The sequence below is a fragment of the Stenotrophomonas oahuensis genome, assembly GCF_031834595.1.
GTDB classification, from domain to species: domain Bacteria; phylum Pseudomonadota; class Gammaproteobacteria; order Xanthomonadales; family Xanthomonadaceae; genus Stenotrophomonas; species Stenotrophomonas oahuensis.
Genome location: NZ_CP115541.1, coordinates 1469565 through 1486755, shown reverse-complemented (window position 1 = coordinate 1486755; position 17191 = coordinate 1469565). Strand labels below are relative to the sequence as shown.

The window sequence follows — 17191 nt, the reverse complement described above, 5'->3', positions numbered from 1 at the left end:
CAAAAGCAAGTCTAGAAGACCCGCTTCTGGCCAGTACATCTGTGGAAATTCTATAAAATCATAGAGATAGATTGAATTCGCGAAAGTTGGCACGGCCATTGCTCTATTCCCAGCAAGACACGACGCGGGCTGTTCCCGCCAAGGACGAAGCACATGGCCAACCTTTCCCTCTTCTCACGGATGCGCAGCGCAGTGCTGCCGCCGGCGACCACCGTCAATGAAGCCGGTGGCCTGGCCTATCGCCGCGACCCGCGTGCTGCGCTGGCGCTGTTTGCTGGCACCGGCTGCCTCAACAGCACCTTCTACAGTGACGCCACCAGTCAGCTTGAGCAGGTGCTGGCGCTGAGTGAGCAGGTCGAGCCGGGTTTTGTGGCACGGGTTGCGGTGTATGCACGCCAGAAGGCGCATATGAAGGACATGCCGGTGCTGCTGCTGGCGCTGCTCAGTCTGCGGGATCTGGACGCCTTCTCCCGGGCCTTTCCGAAGGTGGTCGACAACGGCCGCCAGCTGCGCACGTTCGTGCAGATCATGCGCAGCGGCCAGGTCGGTCGGCGCTCGCTGGGCTCGCTGCCGAAGCGGCTGGTGCGGCAGTGGGTGCAGCAGGCTTCAGCGGAAACGCTGGTGCGTGCGGCCATCGGCCAGCAGCCGTCGCTGGCGGACGTGATCCGCATGGTGCACCCGAAGCCGGCCGATGCCGGACGCGAGGCGCTGTATGCGTGGATCGTCGGCCGTCCGTATGAGGCCGCCAAGCTGCCGGCCCTGCTGCAGGCGTATGAAGCCTTCAAGCAGGCACCGGTGGGCACGCCGCCCGACCTGCCGTTCCAGTACTTCAGCACGTTGTCGCTGGATGTGGCGCAGTGGTCGGCGCTGGCCCGCAATGCATCGTGGCAGCAGCTGCGCATGAACCTCAACACCTTCGCACGCCACGGCGTGTTCGGTGACGAGGCGATGGTGCAGGCGGTCGCCGCCAAACTGCGGGATCCGGCCCAGATCCGCCGGGCGCGGGTGCTGCCGTACCAGCTGATGACGGCGTACTACGCCGCCAGCGAGCTGCCGCTGCCGATTCTGGAGGCGTTGCAGGATGCCATGGAAGTGGCGACCGCGTCGGTACCGGTGCTGCAGGGCCGGGTGGTGGTGGCGGTGGACGTGTCGGGCTCGATGCAATCGCCGGTGACCGGCTACCGCAAGGGTGCCACCACCGCAGCCCGCTGCGTGGACGTGGCCGCGCTGATCGCCGCCTGCGTACTGCGCGGCCAGCCGCAGGCCCAGGTGTTGCCGTTCGACACCGAGGTCCGGCCCATCCGGGTCAACCCGCGCGACAGCGTGATGACCCTGGCGCGCCAGCTGGCGATCAACGGCGGTGGCACGGCGGTGAGTTCGCCGCTGAAGTACCTCAACGCCAAGCGCGCGCAGGTGGACCTGCTGGTGCTGGTGTCGGACAACGAGAGCTGGCGCGACACCTGCGGTGGTAACGGTACCGCCACGATGCGCGAGTGGGAGACGCTGAAGCAGCGTTGCCCGCAGGCACGGCTGGTGTGTATCGACCTGCAGCCGTACACCAGCAGCCAGACCGTGCAGCGCGAGGACGTGCTGCACATCGGCGGCTTCAGCGATGCGGTGTTCGACCTGCTCGGGCAGGTCGCCAGCGGATCGGATGACGGGGCAGGCTGGGTGCAGCGCATCCAGGACCTGGCTTTGTAAGGCGACAGGACGTCGCCACGGGAACGCCCGGCTGGCAATGGGGCCAGCCGGGCAAGGCCCAGAAATTTCAGCTTCAACGTCGGCAGTGCGAATGCCGGGGGAACTACAGCCTATTACGCTCCGTGTCGCGGGTTCGACTCCCGCTCGTCGTGGCAGCACGACGGTAGCTCAGTGGTTAGAGCAGGAATGTTCCCTCACCCTTGTCGCATCTCCGGCACCTTTTTTGTTTTGCGGCGAATGCCGGTGGAACTACATCTTTCGTAGAGCCCTTCGGGGTCGGGTTCAAATCCCGGTTGTCTGCGTCGGCATGAGCGGACGTACGTTCCACCTCCCTTGTCACCGCACCTTTTTTGATTTCTGGCAGAAGGAAACACGCCATGTGCAACACCCACACCAACAACTACGACGTCATCCAGCAGCCGGGCGCTGCGCCGATCAAGCTCTGGACCCGCGGCGTGCCGCTGGAAGACGCCGTGCGCGAACAGCTGCAGAACATTGCCAAGCTGCCCTTCATCCATCGCTGGATCGCGGTGATGCCCGACGTGCACCTGGGCAAGGGGGCCACGGTGGGCTCGGTGGTGCCGACCATCGGCGCGATCGTGCCGGCGGCAGTGGGCGTGGATATCGGCTGCGGCATGATCGCCGCGCGCACCACCCTGGTCGCCAGCGACCTGCCCGACAACCTGGCCGAGCTGCGCAGCGCGATCGAGCGCGCGGTGCCGCATGGCCGTACCGTCGGACCGCGTGACAAGGGCGCGTGGAACGCCCCGCCGGAGCTGGCAATTGAAGGCTGGTCGCAGCTGGTGGCCGACTTCGAGCTGATCTGCCAGCGTCACCCGCGCCTGAAGAACACCAACAACCTCAAGCACCTGGGCACCCTGGGTACCGGCAACCACTTCGTCGAAGTGTGCCTGGACCAGGAGGACCGCGTGTGGTTCATGCTGCACTCCGGCTCGCGCGGGGTGGGTAACGCCATCGGCAACCACTTCATCGAGCTGGCCAAGCAGGACATGCGTCGCTGGATGATCAACCTGCCGGACCAGGATCTTGCCTACCTGCCGGAAGGCAGCGAGCACTACGGCGACTATGTGTTCGCGGTGGACTGGGCACAGCGCTACGCCCGCCTCAACCGCGAGATCATGATGCGCCACGTGGTCGAGGCTGCACGCAAGGTGATCAGCAAGCCGTTCGAGGCCGCGGCCGAGGCGGTGAACTGCCACCACAACTACGTCAGCCGTGAGCACCACTTCGGCAAGGACGTGTTCGTGACCCGAAAGGGCGCGGTGAGCGCACGCAAGGGCGAGCTGGGCATCATTCCGGGCAGCATGGGGGCCAAGAGCTTCATCGTGCGAGGCCTAGGCAATGCCGACAGCTTCAACAGCTGCAGCCACGGCGCAGGGCGTGTGATGAGTCGAACCCAGGCGCGCAAGTTGATCACGGTCGACGAGCACGCCAAGGCCACCGCGCACGTGGAATGCCGCAAGGACGCGGAGGTGGTGGACGAGTCGCCGGCCGCCTATAAGCCGATTGAAGCGGTGATGGAGGCCCAGCGCGACCTGGTGGAAATCGTGCACACGCTGCGTCAGGTGGTGTGTGTGAAGGGATGAAGCAACACGTGCGCTGCGTAAACTGCGCCGCGCACGGCAACAGGCAGGAGGAACAACGACATGGAGATGATTGAACTGGACGGCACCGAGGGCGGCGGCCAGCTGTTGCGCTCGGCGCTGACCTTGAGTCTGTGCACTGGCATTGGCTTCAGCATGAGCAACATCCGCGGCCGCCGTCGTCGCCCGGGGCTGATGCGCCAGCATCTGACCGCAGTGAATGCGGCAGCCAGCGTCGGCCAGGCACAGGTGCACGGTGCCGCGCTCGGGGCGACCGGACTGCGCTTCGAGCCCGGCACAGTGCGTGGCGGCGACTACCACTTCGCCACCGGCAGTGCCGGTTCGGCGACGCTTGTGCTGCAGACCGTGCTGCCGGCGTTGTGGCAGGCGACGCTGCCGTCCACGCTGCAACTGGAAGGGGGCACCCACAACCCGCTGGCCCCCAGCGCGGACTTCATTGCCGAAAGCTACCTGCCGGCGCTGGCGCAGATGGGCGTGCAGACCACGTTCGCGCTGCAGCAGCATGGGTTCTACCCGGCCGGCGGTGGCCGCTTCGAGGTGCAGGTGAAGCCCTGTGCTGCGCTGCAGCCGTGCGCGCTGGAAACCCGTGGCATGCCGTTGAGCGTGGAGGCGGGCGTGCTGATGTCGGGCCTGTCCGGCAGCATCGGCCTGCGCGAGCTGCAGGTACTGGCCGACCGCCTGGGCGTGGATGCGCACCCGCGCCACGTGCAGTCGCTGCGCCCGGCCATCGGCCCGGGCAATGTGGCGCAGGTGCGCGTGCGTCATGGCGCGCAGGTGGAAGTGTTCACCGGCCATGGCGAGCGCGGCATCAGTGCCGAGCAGGTCGGAGCACGCCTGGCCGATGAGGTGCAGCAGTACCTGGACGGCGGTGCCTGCGTGGGCGAGCACCTGAGCGACCAGCTGTTGCTGCCGATGGCGCTGGCCGGCGGTGGTGCCTTCACCACGCATGTCATCAGCGACCATCTGACCAGCAACGCCCGCTTGATCGAAAAATTCCTGCCGGTGGAATTTGAATGGGAACAGGCCGACGCCGGTTGGCGCGTCGAGGTCCACGGGTAGCCGGGCGGGAAACCGCCCGGCACGCGGTTCCCTGAACTCATCCCCTAAAACCCCCGCTTCGTCGCATCCCGCTTGAACCCCCCTGGCCGCGCGCCCAGAGTCGGACGCTGTCCGCTGGGAGCGTGCATATGAACAAGGGAATTCCGTATCTGCTGGCTGTGCTGGTCGCGCTGACGCTGTCGGCGGGCTGGGCAGCACCGGTACTGGCCCTGTTCGAACACGTGGCCAGCTGCCTGGGCAGCGGCGGCAGCGTGGACCTGGTGGGTCTGCGCTGCGTGCCCGGCGCACCGATGGCGCTGGGCTGGTCGTTCTGGGCCACGTCGGCCGCCACCACCCTGGTGGTGATGGCGGTCACAAACCGACGCGGCCTGCACCGGCGTTGAGGGTCCGGGCCAGCCAATTGATCCGGCTCAAGGCGGTCCCTGCACACCGGGTGTGCAATGGTGGTCCCCACCTCATTGCACGGAGCCCGCCATGTACAAGCGCATTCTTATTGCCACCGACGGTTCGGAACTGGCGGCCAAAGGCCTGGACAAGGGCCTGGAACTGGCCAAGGACCTGGGTGCCGAAGTGGATATCGTGACCGTATCCGAGCCGTGGGCGGTGGGCATGTACGACGCCATGGGCTGGAGCGTGGGCTACATGAACAGCCCGGAGTACAAGGCCGACCGTGAAAAGAGCGCGCAGGAGATCCTGGACCCCGCCAAGGCGACCGCCACCGCGCAGGGGCTGGCCGTCAACACCGTGCACGTACTCGACAAGTATGCGGCCGACGGCATCATTGATACCGCCACCGAGCGCAGCAGCGACCTGATCGTGATGACCTCGCACGGCCGCCGCGGCGTGACCCGGGTGCTGCTGGGCAGCCAGACCGCCGAGGTGCTGGCGCGCAGCACGATTCCGGTGTTGGTGATCCGGTAACCGCGTTACGGTCGGATCTTCAACGTCTGCGACTCGTCCAGCGTGCCGTCGGCGTTCAACACCACGTACTTGCTGCCGGTGCTGTCATACAGCACCGGAATCGGGTCGCGGAACAGCGGCCGGCGCACGAAGCGCAGCGACCAGCCGAAATGCTCCAGTGTTTCCACTGACTTGAGCTGTTCCGGGGTCAGGCCTTCGCGCAGAAGGGCAGGGTCAAGCGGCTTGCGTCGTTCAGAGGTAGTCATTACGTACTGCGCGCCGCCTTACCAGCTGTAGAGCTTCCAGTACACCGGCGATACGCCGTCGCGGTTGCTGTCCAGCTTGCCGTCGCCATTGCCGTCGTACATGTAATACGGTGCGCCGCGCGCGGGGGTGACCTTGACCATGCGCAGCTGGCCGCTGACCCGGTACTCTTCGATGGTGTCACCGTTGTCCAGGCTGCGCTTGGAGACATCCGCGCCACTGACATCAACCGGGGGCATTCCGGCACCGCCGGTGGAGGCACATCCAGCCAGCGCAAGCACGGCGGCCAGCAGCAGGATCTTCATCGGCACAGGCTCCAGAGGCGGGGAGTCCTGATTATGCCCCATGCCTTGTGACGCCGGTGCCGCGAATGTCACCGGCCGGGTGCGTAGAATCGTCGCATGAGCAGATTAGTCCTGATTGACGGGTCCAGTTACCTGTATCGCGCGTTCCATGCGCTTCCGCCGCTGTCCAATGCTGCCGGTGAGCCCACCGGCGCTCTGTTCGGCGTGGTCAACATGCTGCGTGCCACCCTGAAGGAACGCCCTGAATACGTGGCGTTCGTGGTCGATGCGCCCGGCAAGACCTTCCGCGACGACCTGTATGCCGACTACAAGGCCAACCGCCCGCCGATGCCCGACGACCTGCGCCCGCAGGTCGAGCCGATGTGCCGCATCGTCGAGGCGCTGGGCCTGACCATCCTGCGCGTGCCCGGCGTGGAAGCCGACGATGTCATCGGCACCCTGGCCCTGCAGGGCCAGCAGCAGGGCCTGCAGGTGACCATCTCCACCGGTGACAAGGACTTCGCCCAGCTGGTCCGTCCCGGCATCGAGCTGGTCAACACCATGACCGGCAGCCGGATGGACTCGGATGCGACAGTGATGGACAAGTTCGGCGTGCGCGCCGACCAGATCGTCGACCTGCTGGCGCTGATGGGCGACACCGTGGACAACGTGCCCGGGGTTGAGAAGTGCGGGCCCAAGACCGCCGCCAAGTGGCTGGCCGAGTACCAGACCCTGGATGGGGTGATGGCTGCCGCGCCGACCATGAAGGGCAAGATCGGCGAGAACCTGCGCGCCGCGCTGGAGCGCCTGCCGCTCAATCGCGAGCTGGTCACCATCCGCACCAACGTGGAGCTGGATGCCGGCCCGCAGCAGCTGGGCCTGCGCGAGCCGGATGTGCCGGTGTTGAGCGAGCTGTACCTGCGCTATGGCTTTACCCAGGCGCTGAAGGAGCTGGGCGGAGCCGCACCGGCTCCGGCCGCTGCCAGCGACGCCCCGGTGAGCCTGCGCGGCACCGCCGCCGGCTTTGCCCGCAGCAGCGATGACAGCGCCCCGGCCGCGTTGGACCCGTCACTGGCCGCGCCGGGCGAGTACGAGACCGTGCTGACCACCGAACAGCTGCAGGCCTGGGTGGCCCGGCTGGACGCCGCCGAGCTGATTGCCTTCGATACCGAGACTGACGCCCTGGACGCGATGCAGGCCAACCTGGTCGGCATCAGCGTCGCCGTGGAGCCGGGCAAGGCGGCCTATATTCCGGTCGGCCACAACTACCCCGGCGCGCCGTCCCAGCTGCCCATGCAGCAGGTGCTGGACGCACTCCGCCCGGTGCTGGAGAACCCGGCGAAGAAGAAGCTCGGCCAGCACGGCAAGTACGACCTGCATGTGCTTCGCCGGCACGGCGTGAACGTGCAGGGGTACCACGACGACACCATGCTTGAGAGCTTCGTGCTCAACTCCACCGCCACCCGCCACGACATGGACTCGCTGGCGATGCGCTACCTCGGCTACAACACAATCAAGTTCGAGGACGTGGCCGGCAAGGGAGCCAAGCAGATTCCGTTCTCGCAGGTCGGGCTGGACGAAGCCGCCCGCTACGCCGCCGAAGACGCCGACATCACCCTGCGTCTGCACCGCGTGCTGGGCCCGCAGCTGCTGGCCGTGCCGGCGCTGGACAACGTGTACCGCAACATCGAGATGCCGCTGGTGCCGGTGCTGGCCCGGATCGAGGCCAACGGCGTGTACATCGACGCAGCCGAGCTGCGCCGGCAGAGCCAGGACCTGGGCGCGCGCATGCTGGCTGCCCAGCAGAAGGCCACCGAGCTGGCCGGGCACACCTTCAGCCTGGACTCGCCCAAGCAGCTGCAGGCGGTGCTGTTCGACGAGCTGAAGCTGCCGGCGCTGGTGAAGACCCCCAAGGGCCAGCCCAGCACCAATGAAGAAGCGCTGGAGGCGATTGCCGACCAGCACGAGCTGCCGCGGGTGATCCTGGAGTACCGGGGCCTGGCCAAGCTGCGCAGCACCTACACCGACAAGTTGCCGGAGATGGTCAATCCGGTCACCGGCCGGGTCCATACCAGCTACCACCAGGCCGGCGCGGCCACCGGCCGGCTGTCCTCGTCCGACCCGAACCTGCAGAACATCCCGATCCGCACCGACGACGGCCGTCGCATCCGCCGCGCCTTCGTGGCCCCGCCGGGGCACAAGCTGCTGGCCTGCGACTATTCGCAGATCGAGCTGCGGATCATGGCCCACCTGTCTGAAGACCCCGGCCTGGTGCGGGCCTTCGAGCAGGGCGTGGACGTGCACCGGGCCACCGCGGCCGAGGTGTTCAGCCGCGCGCTGGACGAGGTCACCCCGAACGAGCGCCGCGCCGCCAAGGCGATCAACTTCGGCCTGATGTACGGCATGAGCGCGTTCGGCCTGGCCAAGAACCTCGGCATCGACCGCGGCCAGGCCCAGGATTATGTGGCGCTGTACTTCAGACGCTATCCGGGCGTGCGTGACTTCATGGAGCGCATGCGCCAGCAGGCCCGCGACCAGGGCTATGTGGAAACTCTGGAAGGGCGCCGGCTGTATCTGAACGACATTCACGCCCGCAACCAGGGCCTGCGGGCCGGGGCCGAGCGCGCCGCGATCAACGCGCCGATGCAGGGCACTGCCGCGGACATCATCAAGCGGGCCATGGTGAAGGTGGACGACTGGCTGGCCGGGCAGGGCGGGCGTGCGCGGATGATTCTGCAGGTGCACGACGAACTGGTATTCGAAACCGAAAGCGAGTTTCTGGAAACCTTGCGTTCGCAGGTGGTGGAACTGATGTCGTCTGCGGCGCAGTTGCGGGTGCCTCTGGTGGTGGATGCGGGGGTCGGCGATAACTGGGACGAGGCGCATTGAGACGCATTTGACGTGAAAATGGCTGAATTGGTTCAGTGGAAGGCCAGAATCTGACTCGATGATGAATCTTTCTGAATTTTCCCAAGAATTAATGGGCTTCCTTCACGAACTATCAATGTTCGAGGTGCTTTTATAGACCTCGACAGGCGCAACGCCTGTTGTGGATCTCTCCCATCCCCTGGAGCAGATCTCGGAACGGGGGCTCCTCCCCAAGCGCCCGTTCCCCGGCCCCGCTGACCTCCCCCTGGTCGGCGGGGCTTTTTATTTTGGGCGTCCGGATACCGATGACGCGCTACGTGCGGTCGTACCACGCAGGGCGTGGTACCTACGGATCCGCCCTCATCCCCCCGTCACCCCGCTCCCCCTCATCCTCCCGCCACTCGTATCTGGCGGAGGCCCCCATGACCGACCTGTTCAACCTGGCCATGCCGTGGTGGGAATTCATCCTGCGCGCGGTAGTGGTGTACACCGTGGTGCTGGGCATGGTGCGCCTGTCCGGCAAGCGCGCGCTGGGCCAGATCACCCCGTTCGACGTGCTGCTGATCGTCCTGCTCGGCAACGCGGTGCAGAACGCCCTGCTGGGCCAGGACACCTCGTTGGGCGGCGGCCTGCTGCTGGCAGCCACGCTGATCCTGCTCAACTACGGCGTCGGCTGGTTGACCACGCGCAGCCGGCGGATCGAAACCCTGGTGGAAGGCGAGCCGGTGCTGATCGCCCGCGATGGCCAGTTGCTGCCTTCCGTGCTCAAACGCGAACTGGTCACCCAGGCGGATCTGGAGGCGGCCATGCGCCAACAAGGCTGCTTGCGAATCGAGGACGTCGCGTTGGCCCTGCTGGAGATCAACGGGCATATCACCATCGTGCCGAAGTCTGCGGGCGATGCGGCGAAGACGTGATCGAAATCTGCAAGCGCTGAACACAGAGGGTGGCTGCAATGAGGTATCTGCGGGTGCCTGTTCCAGGCCCTGCGCCGAACAGGATGTCTTTGCTCATGCCCGTCGCTCCCATTGCTGCCCCGATTGACTTGCCTCCCCCATACTGGGAGGCCATCGCCTGCTCTCCGTCAGGCTCGTCCCCTTCATCATTGTCCAGTTCGCCTTCGACCTCCGGTTCGTCGTCTCTTGCGACGTCTCCGCCACGTCTGGGGCTGAGAATCGCGCAGTTGAACAACTACGCGTCACCTCTCCCGCCATCGGGCACGATCTACCCGGAGCGACCCCAAGGAACGCTCAGCCACGGCGACCTGCGCCCACAGCACGGCGCTACCGGCACGCTGCCGCACGCGACCATGCAGGAGTTGAACCGGAAGCTGGCGATGCTTGCCGAAGAGGGTGCGCGCATGGAGGCCGAGCTGGAAGTGGCTGAGCAGACCCTGCACGGCCAGCGAGAACTGCAGGCCGTGCAACAGGACCATGCCTCTGCACCGACCTTGTTCTCAATCAGCGGTGGGCTTCATGTCGACGACAATCCTGTGCCGGAAGCGACCCTGAAGGTTCGCCGTGCCGAGAAGGCACTCGCCAAGCTCCAGAAGCAGAAAGCCGCACTGTTGAAGGAACGGGAGCAGTTGATCAACGCGCATCTCAAGCGCATGCGCAAGCTGGAAGGCAAACTGCAGCAGCTGACGTCCTCGCAGGGCATCAGCGCTGTCTCATCCCGGCATTAACCAGCGCTGCCTAGCCACTCCCGTGGCACCAGGTAATCGGCCAGCGCCGCTTCGGCGCTGCCCGGTTCCGGGGTGAAGCCATACTCCCAGCGCACGCGCGGGGGCAGGCTCATCAGGATGCTCTCGCTGCGGCCGCCGCTCTGCAGGCCGAACAACGTGCCGCGGTCGTACACCAGGTTGAATTCCACATAGCGGCCGCGGCGGTACAGCTGGAATTCGCGCTCGCGCTCGCCGAATGCCGCATCCTTGCGCCGCTCCACGATGGGCAGATAGGCGTCCAGGAAGCCGTCGCCCACCGCGCGCAGGTAAGCGAAGTCGCGCTCGAAGTCGCCGTGCAGGTCATCGAAGAACAACCCGCCCACGCCGCGGGTTTCATTGCGGTGGCGCAGGAAGAAGTACTCGTCGCACCAGCGCTTGTGCGCCGGGTAGCGCTCCGGGCCGAACGGCGCGCACAGGTCAAAGGCGGTCTGGTGCCAGTGCTGCACGTCTTCGTCGAAGGGGTAGAACGGGGTCAGGTCGAAACCGCCACCAAACCACGAGGCCACTTCCACGCCATCGCGCTCGGCGCGAAAGTAGCGCACGTTGGCATGGGTGGTGGGCAGGTAGGGGTTGCGCGGGTGGAACACCAGCGATACCCCGGTGGCGCGCCAGGACGCGCCAGCCAATTCCGGCCGGTTGGCCGAGGCCGAAGGCGGCAGGCGGGTGCCGCAGACGTCGGAGAAGCCGATCCCGGCTTGCTCGAACACCGCGCCATCGCGCAGGATGCGGGTCCGGCCACCGCCGCCCTCGGCGCGCTGCCACAGGTCTTCGGCGAACCGGGCCTGGCCGTCGGCGGCCTCGATGGCCGCACAGATACGGTCCTGCAGGTCGGTGAGGTACTGACGGACGCGCTCGAATTCGTTCATGCCGACATTCTAGTAGAGCCGGGCGCTGCCCGGCTGCGTCACGCCTTCGCGAACCAGCGCTTCACATCCGGCCGGCCCAGCCGCACCAGCAGCCAGCCGTGCAGCACCGCGAACGCCAGCGCGGTTGCCAGTGCCATGCCGGTGTACAGGAAACGCTGCACCTGCAGTTCCCGGCGCAGCTCGCCCTGGTCCATGTCGTCCACCGCCGCCGGCAGGTGCAGGACCAGCTGGCGGAAGATGTCATCCACCACCCAGGCACCGTAGAAGTTCAGCAGCGCGGTCAGCACCAGCAGCACGATGAACAGCTGCAGCGCCCATTTCAACCGGCGCAGCATGCCCCAGCAGGCGACCGCACCGGCCACGCAGACCGCCAGCATGGCCAGGTTGATGGCCACCGCGTGCCGCCCGAACCAGCGCAGGGATGGTGGCATCCATGACAGGTCTGTTTCGGCGACGAACCTCTGCAGGTCGTCCCACTGATGCAGGAACAGGGCCACCAGTGCGCCGCCGGCCCAGCAGACCGCCGAGATGATGCACACCACCAGGATCGACTTGGCCAGCGGCGAAAGGAATTTGGGAGCCCCATCGGGGGTATGCGTGGCGCGCGGGGCCACCTTGGGCTGCAGCGGGGGCGGAACAGTCGACATCCGGTGTCCTGGGGTGAGCGGGGAAGGGCAGGCCCAAAAAGCCTGCGGCCGCACAAGGCGGCCGCAGACAGCATAGGGGCAATCGACCCAGGATCGTAGTGACACGCCATGCGTGTCAAAGCCATGATCCTGCGCCCGCAATTATTTCAGCGTGGTCTCGAACAGCTTCAGAATGCGCTTGTACTGGTCCAGCCAGGAATCGGCACGCACGTAGCCGTGACGTTCCAGCGGGTACGGCGCGATGCTCCAGTTGTCCTTGTGCAGCTCGATCAGCTTCTGGGTCAGGTTCACCGAGTCCTGGAAGAACACGTTGTCATCCATCATCCCGTGGGCGATCAGCAGGTTGTCCTGCAGGCCCTCGGCGTACTCAATCGGCGACGACTTGCGGTACGCCTCCGGGTCGATGTCCGGGGTGTTGAGGATGTTGGACGTGTAGCCGTGGTTGTACTGGTGCCAGTCCACCACCGGGCGCAGCGCGGCACCGGCCTTGAACGTGCCCGGGGCACGGAACAGCGCCATGAAGGTCATGAAGCCGCCGTACGAGCCGCCGTAGATGCCGGCATGGTCACGGTCGCCCTGCTGGTTGGCCACCAGCCATTCCAGGCCGTCCTGGTAATCCTCCAGCTCCGGGTGGCCCATGTTGCGGTAGATCGCGGTACGCCAGTCGCGGCCATAGCCCTCGCTGCCGCGGTAGTCCATGTCCAGCACCACGTAGCCCTTCTGCACCAGCAGGTTGTGGAACATCTGCTCGCGGAAGTAGGCCGGGTAACGCTGGTGCACGTTCTGCAGGTAGCCGGCACCGTGCACGAACATGGCGATCGGGTACTTCTTGCCCGGCTCCAGCTTCTCCGGGCCGTAGTACTTGGCCCAGACCACGCCAGCACCGTGCTTCGACGGTACCTGCACCAGCTTGGGCTGGATCCACTCACGCGCCTTGAACTCGGCGCTGCGGGTGTCGGTCAGCACCTTGGCCTGGCCACCGGCGGTCGGCACCACCGCCAGCTGCGCCGGCAGGTAGGCACCGGAGTAGCGGACCAGCAGCTGGCTGCCGTCCGGCGACAGCGAGAAGTCTTCCACGCCGTTGAGGCTGGTCAGCTCGCGCACCTGGCGGCTGGCGGTGTCCACCGCGCACACCTCGTAATCACCCGGGCTCTGCTGGTTGCACAGCACGTAGAAGCCACGGCCGTCGGCGCTGGGCACCGGCATCGAGGTCTCCCACTTGCCGCTGGTCAGCGCCTGCGGCTTGGCCGTGCCCTGCTGGGTGTACAGGTGCGAATAGCCGGACTCTTCCGACAGCAGCCACAGGGTCTTGTTGTCGCTGGTCCAGCCGAAGTCGTTGAAGCCCCAGTTGATCCAGGCCGCGTCGGTCAGGCGGTGGCGGTTCTCCAGCTTGCCGCTGGCCGGGTTCAGGCTGGCAATCCAGCGGTCCTTGTTGTCATTGGCACGCAGCATGATCGCGGCCTGCTGGCCGTCGGCGCTCCAGCGCACGCCCGGCGCGCCGGGGCCACCCAGCACCTGCAGCGAACGGTTGCCCTTCAGTGCGTCCTTGCCGGCGGCCTTGCGCAGCGCGGCCAGCGGGTCGGTGCCGATGCCCGGCAGGCCGTCCAGCGAGAGCGGCTTGACCGTGCCGGCCACGGTGTCGACCAGCCACAGGCTGTTCGGCTCGGGATCGTTGCGGCCCACCCGGGTGCGGGTGTCCTCGAACTCCTCGTAGCCCGATTCGGTCACGTACTTGGGCATCTTGCCGCCGCGGCCTTCGTCGAAGCTCTTCGGCTTGGTCACCACCACCAGGCTGCGCAGGTCCGGCGACAGTGCGCTGTCGACGATCTCCACGTCCGCGCCCAGATACACCGGGCCCGGCGCGCGGGTGTTGTCGGCCTTGCGCCAGCTGGCTTCCTGGGCCTTCAGCGCGTCGCGCTGGGCGCGGTCGTTGCGCAGCGTGGCCAGGGTGCGCAGCTGCTGCTCGCGCAGCACGTCGGCCTTGGGTGCGTCGTCGGGGTTCTTGTCGGCCTTCAGGCTGGCTACCTGCTGCACGCCGGCGGCGGCGGTCCAGTGGAACCAGTTCTGGCCGGTGCGCCAGATCACTCCGCCGTCGCGGGCGAAGCCGACGTTGCTCGACTTTTCGGTGCTGCGGGTGAGCTGGGTCAGCGCGCCACTGCGCAGGTCGCGCAGGAACACGTCGCCATTGCGCACGAAGGCACTGCGCTGGCGGCTGCTGTCATAGACCGGGGTGTCTACGTCCAGGGTGCCGCGCTGGTCGTCGGCCACCTGCACCGCCGCGCCGCCGGCCACCGGCTGGCGGAAGGTATCGCGCACCGGGCTGCCATTGCGCTTCAGGGTGTACTCCACCTGCTGGCTGTTCCACGACCACCAGGCGCTGTCCACCGGCGGACCGATCCAGTCCGGGTCGGCCATGGCCTGTTCAATGGTGATCGGCGTCGGTGCCGCGTGGGCCGTACCGCCAAGGGCGGCGAGCAGCAGCAGGGACAAGGGCAGCGTTCTGGGCATTGCGGGCAGCACCGTGAAGGAAAAAAACCCGCCAAGGGTAGCAGCCACAAGGGCTGCGAGCGGGGGGCAAAGGTCATGGCCACGGCGGGTATCGACCAACGGTCGATACCTACCCATTGCAGCGAACCCGGTAGGTATCGACCGTTGGTCGATACCCGCCTGCGACCGTTTGATGCAGCGCGTCACCGGGTCGCATGTCGCTTTCACGGAACTCCACCCAAACTGGTCTGGATTCCCCACCACCCCCGCCGGAGGCGTCCCGTGGACGCGTTGTTGTTGTCGCGGATCCAGTTCGGATTCGTCATCAGTTTCCATGTGCTGTTCCCCGCCTTCACCATCGGCACCGCCAGCTGGCTGGCGTTCGTCGAGGGCCAATGGCTGCGCACCGGCAAGCCGGTCTGGCGCGAGCTGTACTTCTTCTGGCAGAAGATCTTCGCGGTGTCGTTCGGCATGGGCGTGGTCAGCGGCATCGTCATGGCCTTCCAGTTCGGCACCAACTGGCCGCGCCTCAGCGAAGTGGCCGGCAGCGTGATCGGCCCACTGCTCACCTACGAGGTGCTGACCGCGTTCTTCCTGGAAGCCAGCTTCCTTGGCGTGATGATGTTCGGCTGGGGCAAGGTCTCGCCCAGGCTGCATTTCTTCTCCACCTGCATGGTGGCGCTGGGCACGCTGTTCTCCACCTTCTGGATCCTGTCGTCCAACAGCTGGCTGCAGACCCCGTCCGGTTTCGAGCTTGTGGACGGCATCGTGCACCCGCTGAACTGGTGGCAGGTGGTATTCAACCCGTCCTTCCCGTACCGCCTGGCGCACATGGCGCTGGGCTCGTTCATCACCACCTGCTTCGTGATCGGCGGCATCGGCGCGTGGTACCTGCGCCGCGGCACCCATGTGGAAGCCGGGCGCACCATGCTGCTGGCGGCGGTGGCGTTTGCCGCGCTGACCGTGCCGGTGCAGATCTTCGTCGGCGACATGCATGGCCTGAACACGCTCAAGCATCAGCCGATGAAGATCGCGGCGGTGGAAGCGCACTGGCATGCAGAAGGCGAAGGCGAGGGCGTGCCGCTGGTGGTGTTCGCGGTGCCCAACCAGAAGGAAGAGCGCAACGACTTCGAGATCGCCATTCCGCGCCTGGGCAGCCTGATCCTGACCCACTCGCTGGACGGCACGTTTGATCCGCTGACCTCGGTCCCGGTTAGCGAGCGGCCGCCGGTGCTGCCGGTGTTCTTCGCGTTCCGCATCATGGTCGGGCTGGGCACGCTGATGCTGCTGCTGGCCTGGGTTTCGGCCTTCCAGTGGTGGCGCGGCAGGCTGCTGACGTCACCGTGGCTGCTGCGTGGCTGGAACTGGATGCTGCCCGGCGGCTTCATCGCCCTCGTGTCCGGCTGGTTCGTCACCGAGATGGGCCGCCAGCCCTGGGTGGTGTACGGGGTGCTGCGCACCGCCGACGCGGTCGGGCCGCAGAGCGCGTGGATGACCGCGTTGTCGCTGGGCATCTACATTGTCGGCTACGCCTTCGTGTTCGGCTGGGGCATCTGGTACCTGGTCAAGATCATCCGCACCGGACCGAAGCCGCACGACCACCAGCCGCCCATCGAGGACGGCAGCCACACCCCGGCGCGTCCGCTGTCGGGCACCGATGAACCGCTGGAGGGTCGCTGAGATGGAGATGACAACCTGGCTGCCGGTGGCGTGGTTCGCGGTGATCGGCTTTGGTGTGCTGATGTACGTGGTGCTGGACGGCTTCGTGCTGGGCATCGGCATCCTTGCGCCGATGGCCGAAAGCGAGGAACAGCTGGATGTGATGATGAACACCGCCGCACCTATCTGGGACGGCAATGAAACCTGGCTGGTGCTCGGCGGAGCCGGGCTGATGGCCGCATTCCCGAAGGCGTACGCGGCGCTGCTGTCGGCGCTGTATCTGCCGGTGCTGCTGCTGGTGGTGGCGCTGGTGTTCCGTGGAGTGGCATTTGAATTCCGCTTCAAGGCGCACCGTTCGCGGCGGCTGTGGAGCGTGGCGTTCGGGCTGGGTTCGCTGCTGGCGGCGTTTGCGCAGGGCGTGATCCTGGGCGCGCTGGTGCAGGGGTTGGACCTGGTCGACGGTCGCTATGTGGGCGGGGCGTTCGGCTGGTTCAGCCCGTTCTCGATGCTGACCGGCGTGGCGGTGGTATTCGGCTATGCGCTGCTGGGCAGCACCTGGTTGATTCTGAAGACCGAGGGGCGCGAGCAGGCAGTGGCGCGCACGCTGACCCGCCCGCTGGTGGTGGCGGTGGTCGCGTTCATGGGGCTGGTCAGCACCTGGCTGCCGTTCCTGCAGTCGCGGGTGATGGAGCGCTGGTTTGCCGACGGCAATTTCTGGTGGTTGTCACCGGTGCCGCTGCTGACCCTGGCGGTCGCGGTGGCACTGTGGCGCAGCGCGGTCCATCCGCGTCGTGACCTGCCGCCGTTCCTGCTGACACTGGCCTTGTTCGTGCTGGGCTTCGTCGGCCTGGTGCTGGGCATGTGGCCGTACCTGCTGCCACCCAGCCTGACCCTGTGGCAGGCCGCCGCGCCGGCGTCCTCACTGGGCTTCAGCCTGGTCGGGCTGGTGGTGCTGCTGCCGGTGATCCTGGGCTATACGGCGTGGTCGTACCGGGTGTTCCGGGGAAAAGTCACCGCCGGTACTGGATATCATTGATGACGACCAACGGTCGTCATCTACCGTCGTCGGTCGCGCGATGTCATCGGGAATCCGGTAGGTGACGACCGT

Annotated in this window: 15 protein-coding genes; 10 read left to right on the top strand and 5 right to left on the bottom strand. The window is 66.5% G+C overall.

All coding sequences use genetic code 11. The features are described from left to right. Positions 1-153: 153 nt before the first annotated feature. The 5 genes from PDM29_RS06550 to PDM29_RS06530 all read left to right on the top strand — a co-directional run bounded on the left by PDM29_RS06550 (position 154) and on the right by PDM29_RS06530 (position 5306). On the top strand, positions 154-1701 hold the full coding sequence (locus tag PDM29_RS06550; RefSeq protein WP_311193062.1) for a vWA domain-containing protein: 1548 nt from the start codon (positions 154-156) through the stop codon (positions 1699-1701). A gap of 377 nt (positions 1702-2078) precedes the next feature. Then, positions 2079-3308, top strand: coding sequence for an RtcB family protein (locus tag PDM29_RS06545; RefSeq protein WP_311193061.1), 1230 nt, complete (start codon positions 2079-2081; stop codon positions 3306-3308). 60 nt (positions 3309-3368) lie between these two features. Further along, a complete protein-coding gene (gene rtcA / locus PDM29_RS06540; protein WP_311193060.1) occupies positions 3369-4385 on the top strand; it encodes an RNA 3'-terminal phosphate cyclase in 1017 nt (338 codons plus the stop codon). A 128-nt stretch (positions 4386-4513) separates the two neighbouring features. Further along, the gene (locus PDM29_RS06535) at positions 4514-4768 is read left to right on the top strand and encodes a hypothetical protein (RefSeq protein WP_311193059.1); all 255 of its coding nucleotides are present in this window, start codon (positions 4514-4516) and stop codon (positions 4766-4768) included. Between the two features lie 91 nt (positions 4769-4859). Next, positions 4860-5306, top strand: coding sequence for a universal stress protein (locus PDM29_RS06530; RefSeq protein WP_311193058.1), 447 nt, complete (start codon positions 4860-4862; stop codon positions 5304-5306). A 5-nt stretch (positions 5307-5311) separates the two neighbouring features. Here PDM29_RS06530 and PDM29_RS06525 read toward each other — a convergent pair whose 3' ends face one another. Together PDM29_RS06525 and PDM29_RS06520 are read right to left on the bottom strand one after the other, a co-directional pair. Beyond that, positions 5312-5551: a hypothetical protein gene (locus PDM29_RS06525; protein ID WP_311193057.1), complete on the bottom strand. Its 240-nt coding sequence runs from the start codon at positions 5549-5551 to the stop codon at positions 5312-5314. Between the two features lie 18 nt (positions 5552-5569). Further along, positions 5570-5854, bottom strand: a complete 285-nt coding sequence (locus tag PDM29_RS06520) for a DUF2782 domain-containing protein (protein WP_311193056.1) — start codon at positions 5852-5854, stop codon at positions 5570-5572. 96 nt (positions 5855-5950) lie between these two features. Between PDM29_RS06520 and polA the strand changes: the two genes are divergently transcribed. The 3 genes from polA (at position 5951) to PDM29_RS06505 (ending at position 10385) form a co-directional block, all read left to right on the top strand. Next, positions 5951-8722 carry a DNA polymerase I gene (gene polA / locus PDM29_RS06515; protein WP_311193055.1) on the top strand — a complete coding sequence of 924 codons (2772 nt, stop codon included), beginning with the start codon at positions 5951-5953 and terminating at the stop codon, positions 8720-8722. A gap of 401 nt (positions 8723-9123) precedes the next feature. Next, a complete protein-coding gene (locus PDM29_RS06510; RefSeq protein WP_311193054.1) occupies positions 9124-9618 on the top strand; it encodes a DUF421 domain-containing protein in 495 nt (164 codons plus the stop codon). A gap of 266 nt (positions 9619-9884) precedes the next feature. Further along, on the top strand, positions 9885-10385 hold the full coding sequence (locus PDM29_RS06505; RefSeq protein WP_311193053.1) for a hypothetical protein: 501 nt from the start codon (positions 9885-9887) through the stop codon (positions 10383-10385). Here the strand turns inward: PDM29_RS06505 and hemF are convergent. The 3 genes from hemF to PDM29_RS06490 all read right to left on the bottom strand — a co-directional run bounded on the left by hemF (position 10382) and on the right by PDM29_RS06490 (position 14445). Next, positions 10382-11290: an oxygen-dependent coproporphyrinogen oxidase gene (gene hemF, locus PDM29_RS06500; protein WP_311193052.1), complete on the bottom strand. Its 909-nt coding sequence runs from the start codon at positions 11288-11290 to the stop codon at positions 10382-10384. The two genes, PDM29_RS06505 and hemF, sit on opposite strands and share 4 nt — an antisense overlap. Before the next feature lie 38 nt (positions 11291-11328). Beyond that, positions 11329-11937, bottom strand: coding sequence for a hypothetical protein (locus PDM29_RS06495; protein ID WP_311193051.1), 609 nt, complete (start codon positions 11935-11937; stop codon positions 11329-11331). 141 nt (positions 11938-12078) lie between these two features. Continuing rightward, a complete protein-coding gene (locus tag PDM29_RS06490; RefSeq protein ID WP_311193050.1) occupies positions 12079-14445 on the bottom strand; it encodes a S9 family peptidase in 2367 nt (788 codons plus the stop codon). Between the two features lie 261 nt (positions 14446-14706). Here PDM29_RS06490 and PDM29_RS06485 point away from each other — a divergent pair, with 261 nt between their 5' ends. Both PDM29_RS06485 and cydB read left to right on the top strand, forming a co-directional pair. After that, positions 14707-16104, top strand: coding sequence for a cytochrome ubiquinol oxidase subunit I (locus tag PDM29_RS06485; RefSeq protein WP_311193049.1), 1398 nt, complete (start codon positions 14707-14709; stop codon positions 16102-16104). A gap of 1 nt (position 16105) precedes the next feature. Continuing rightward, complete coding sequence (gene cydB / locus PDM29_RS06480; protein WP_311193048.1) at positions 16106-17119, top strand: cytochrome d ubiquinol oxidase subunit II; 1014 nt, start codon at positions 16106-16108, stop codon at positions 17117-17119. Positions 17120-17191: the final 72 nt, after the last annotated feature.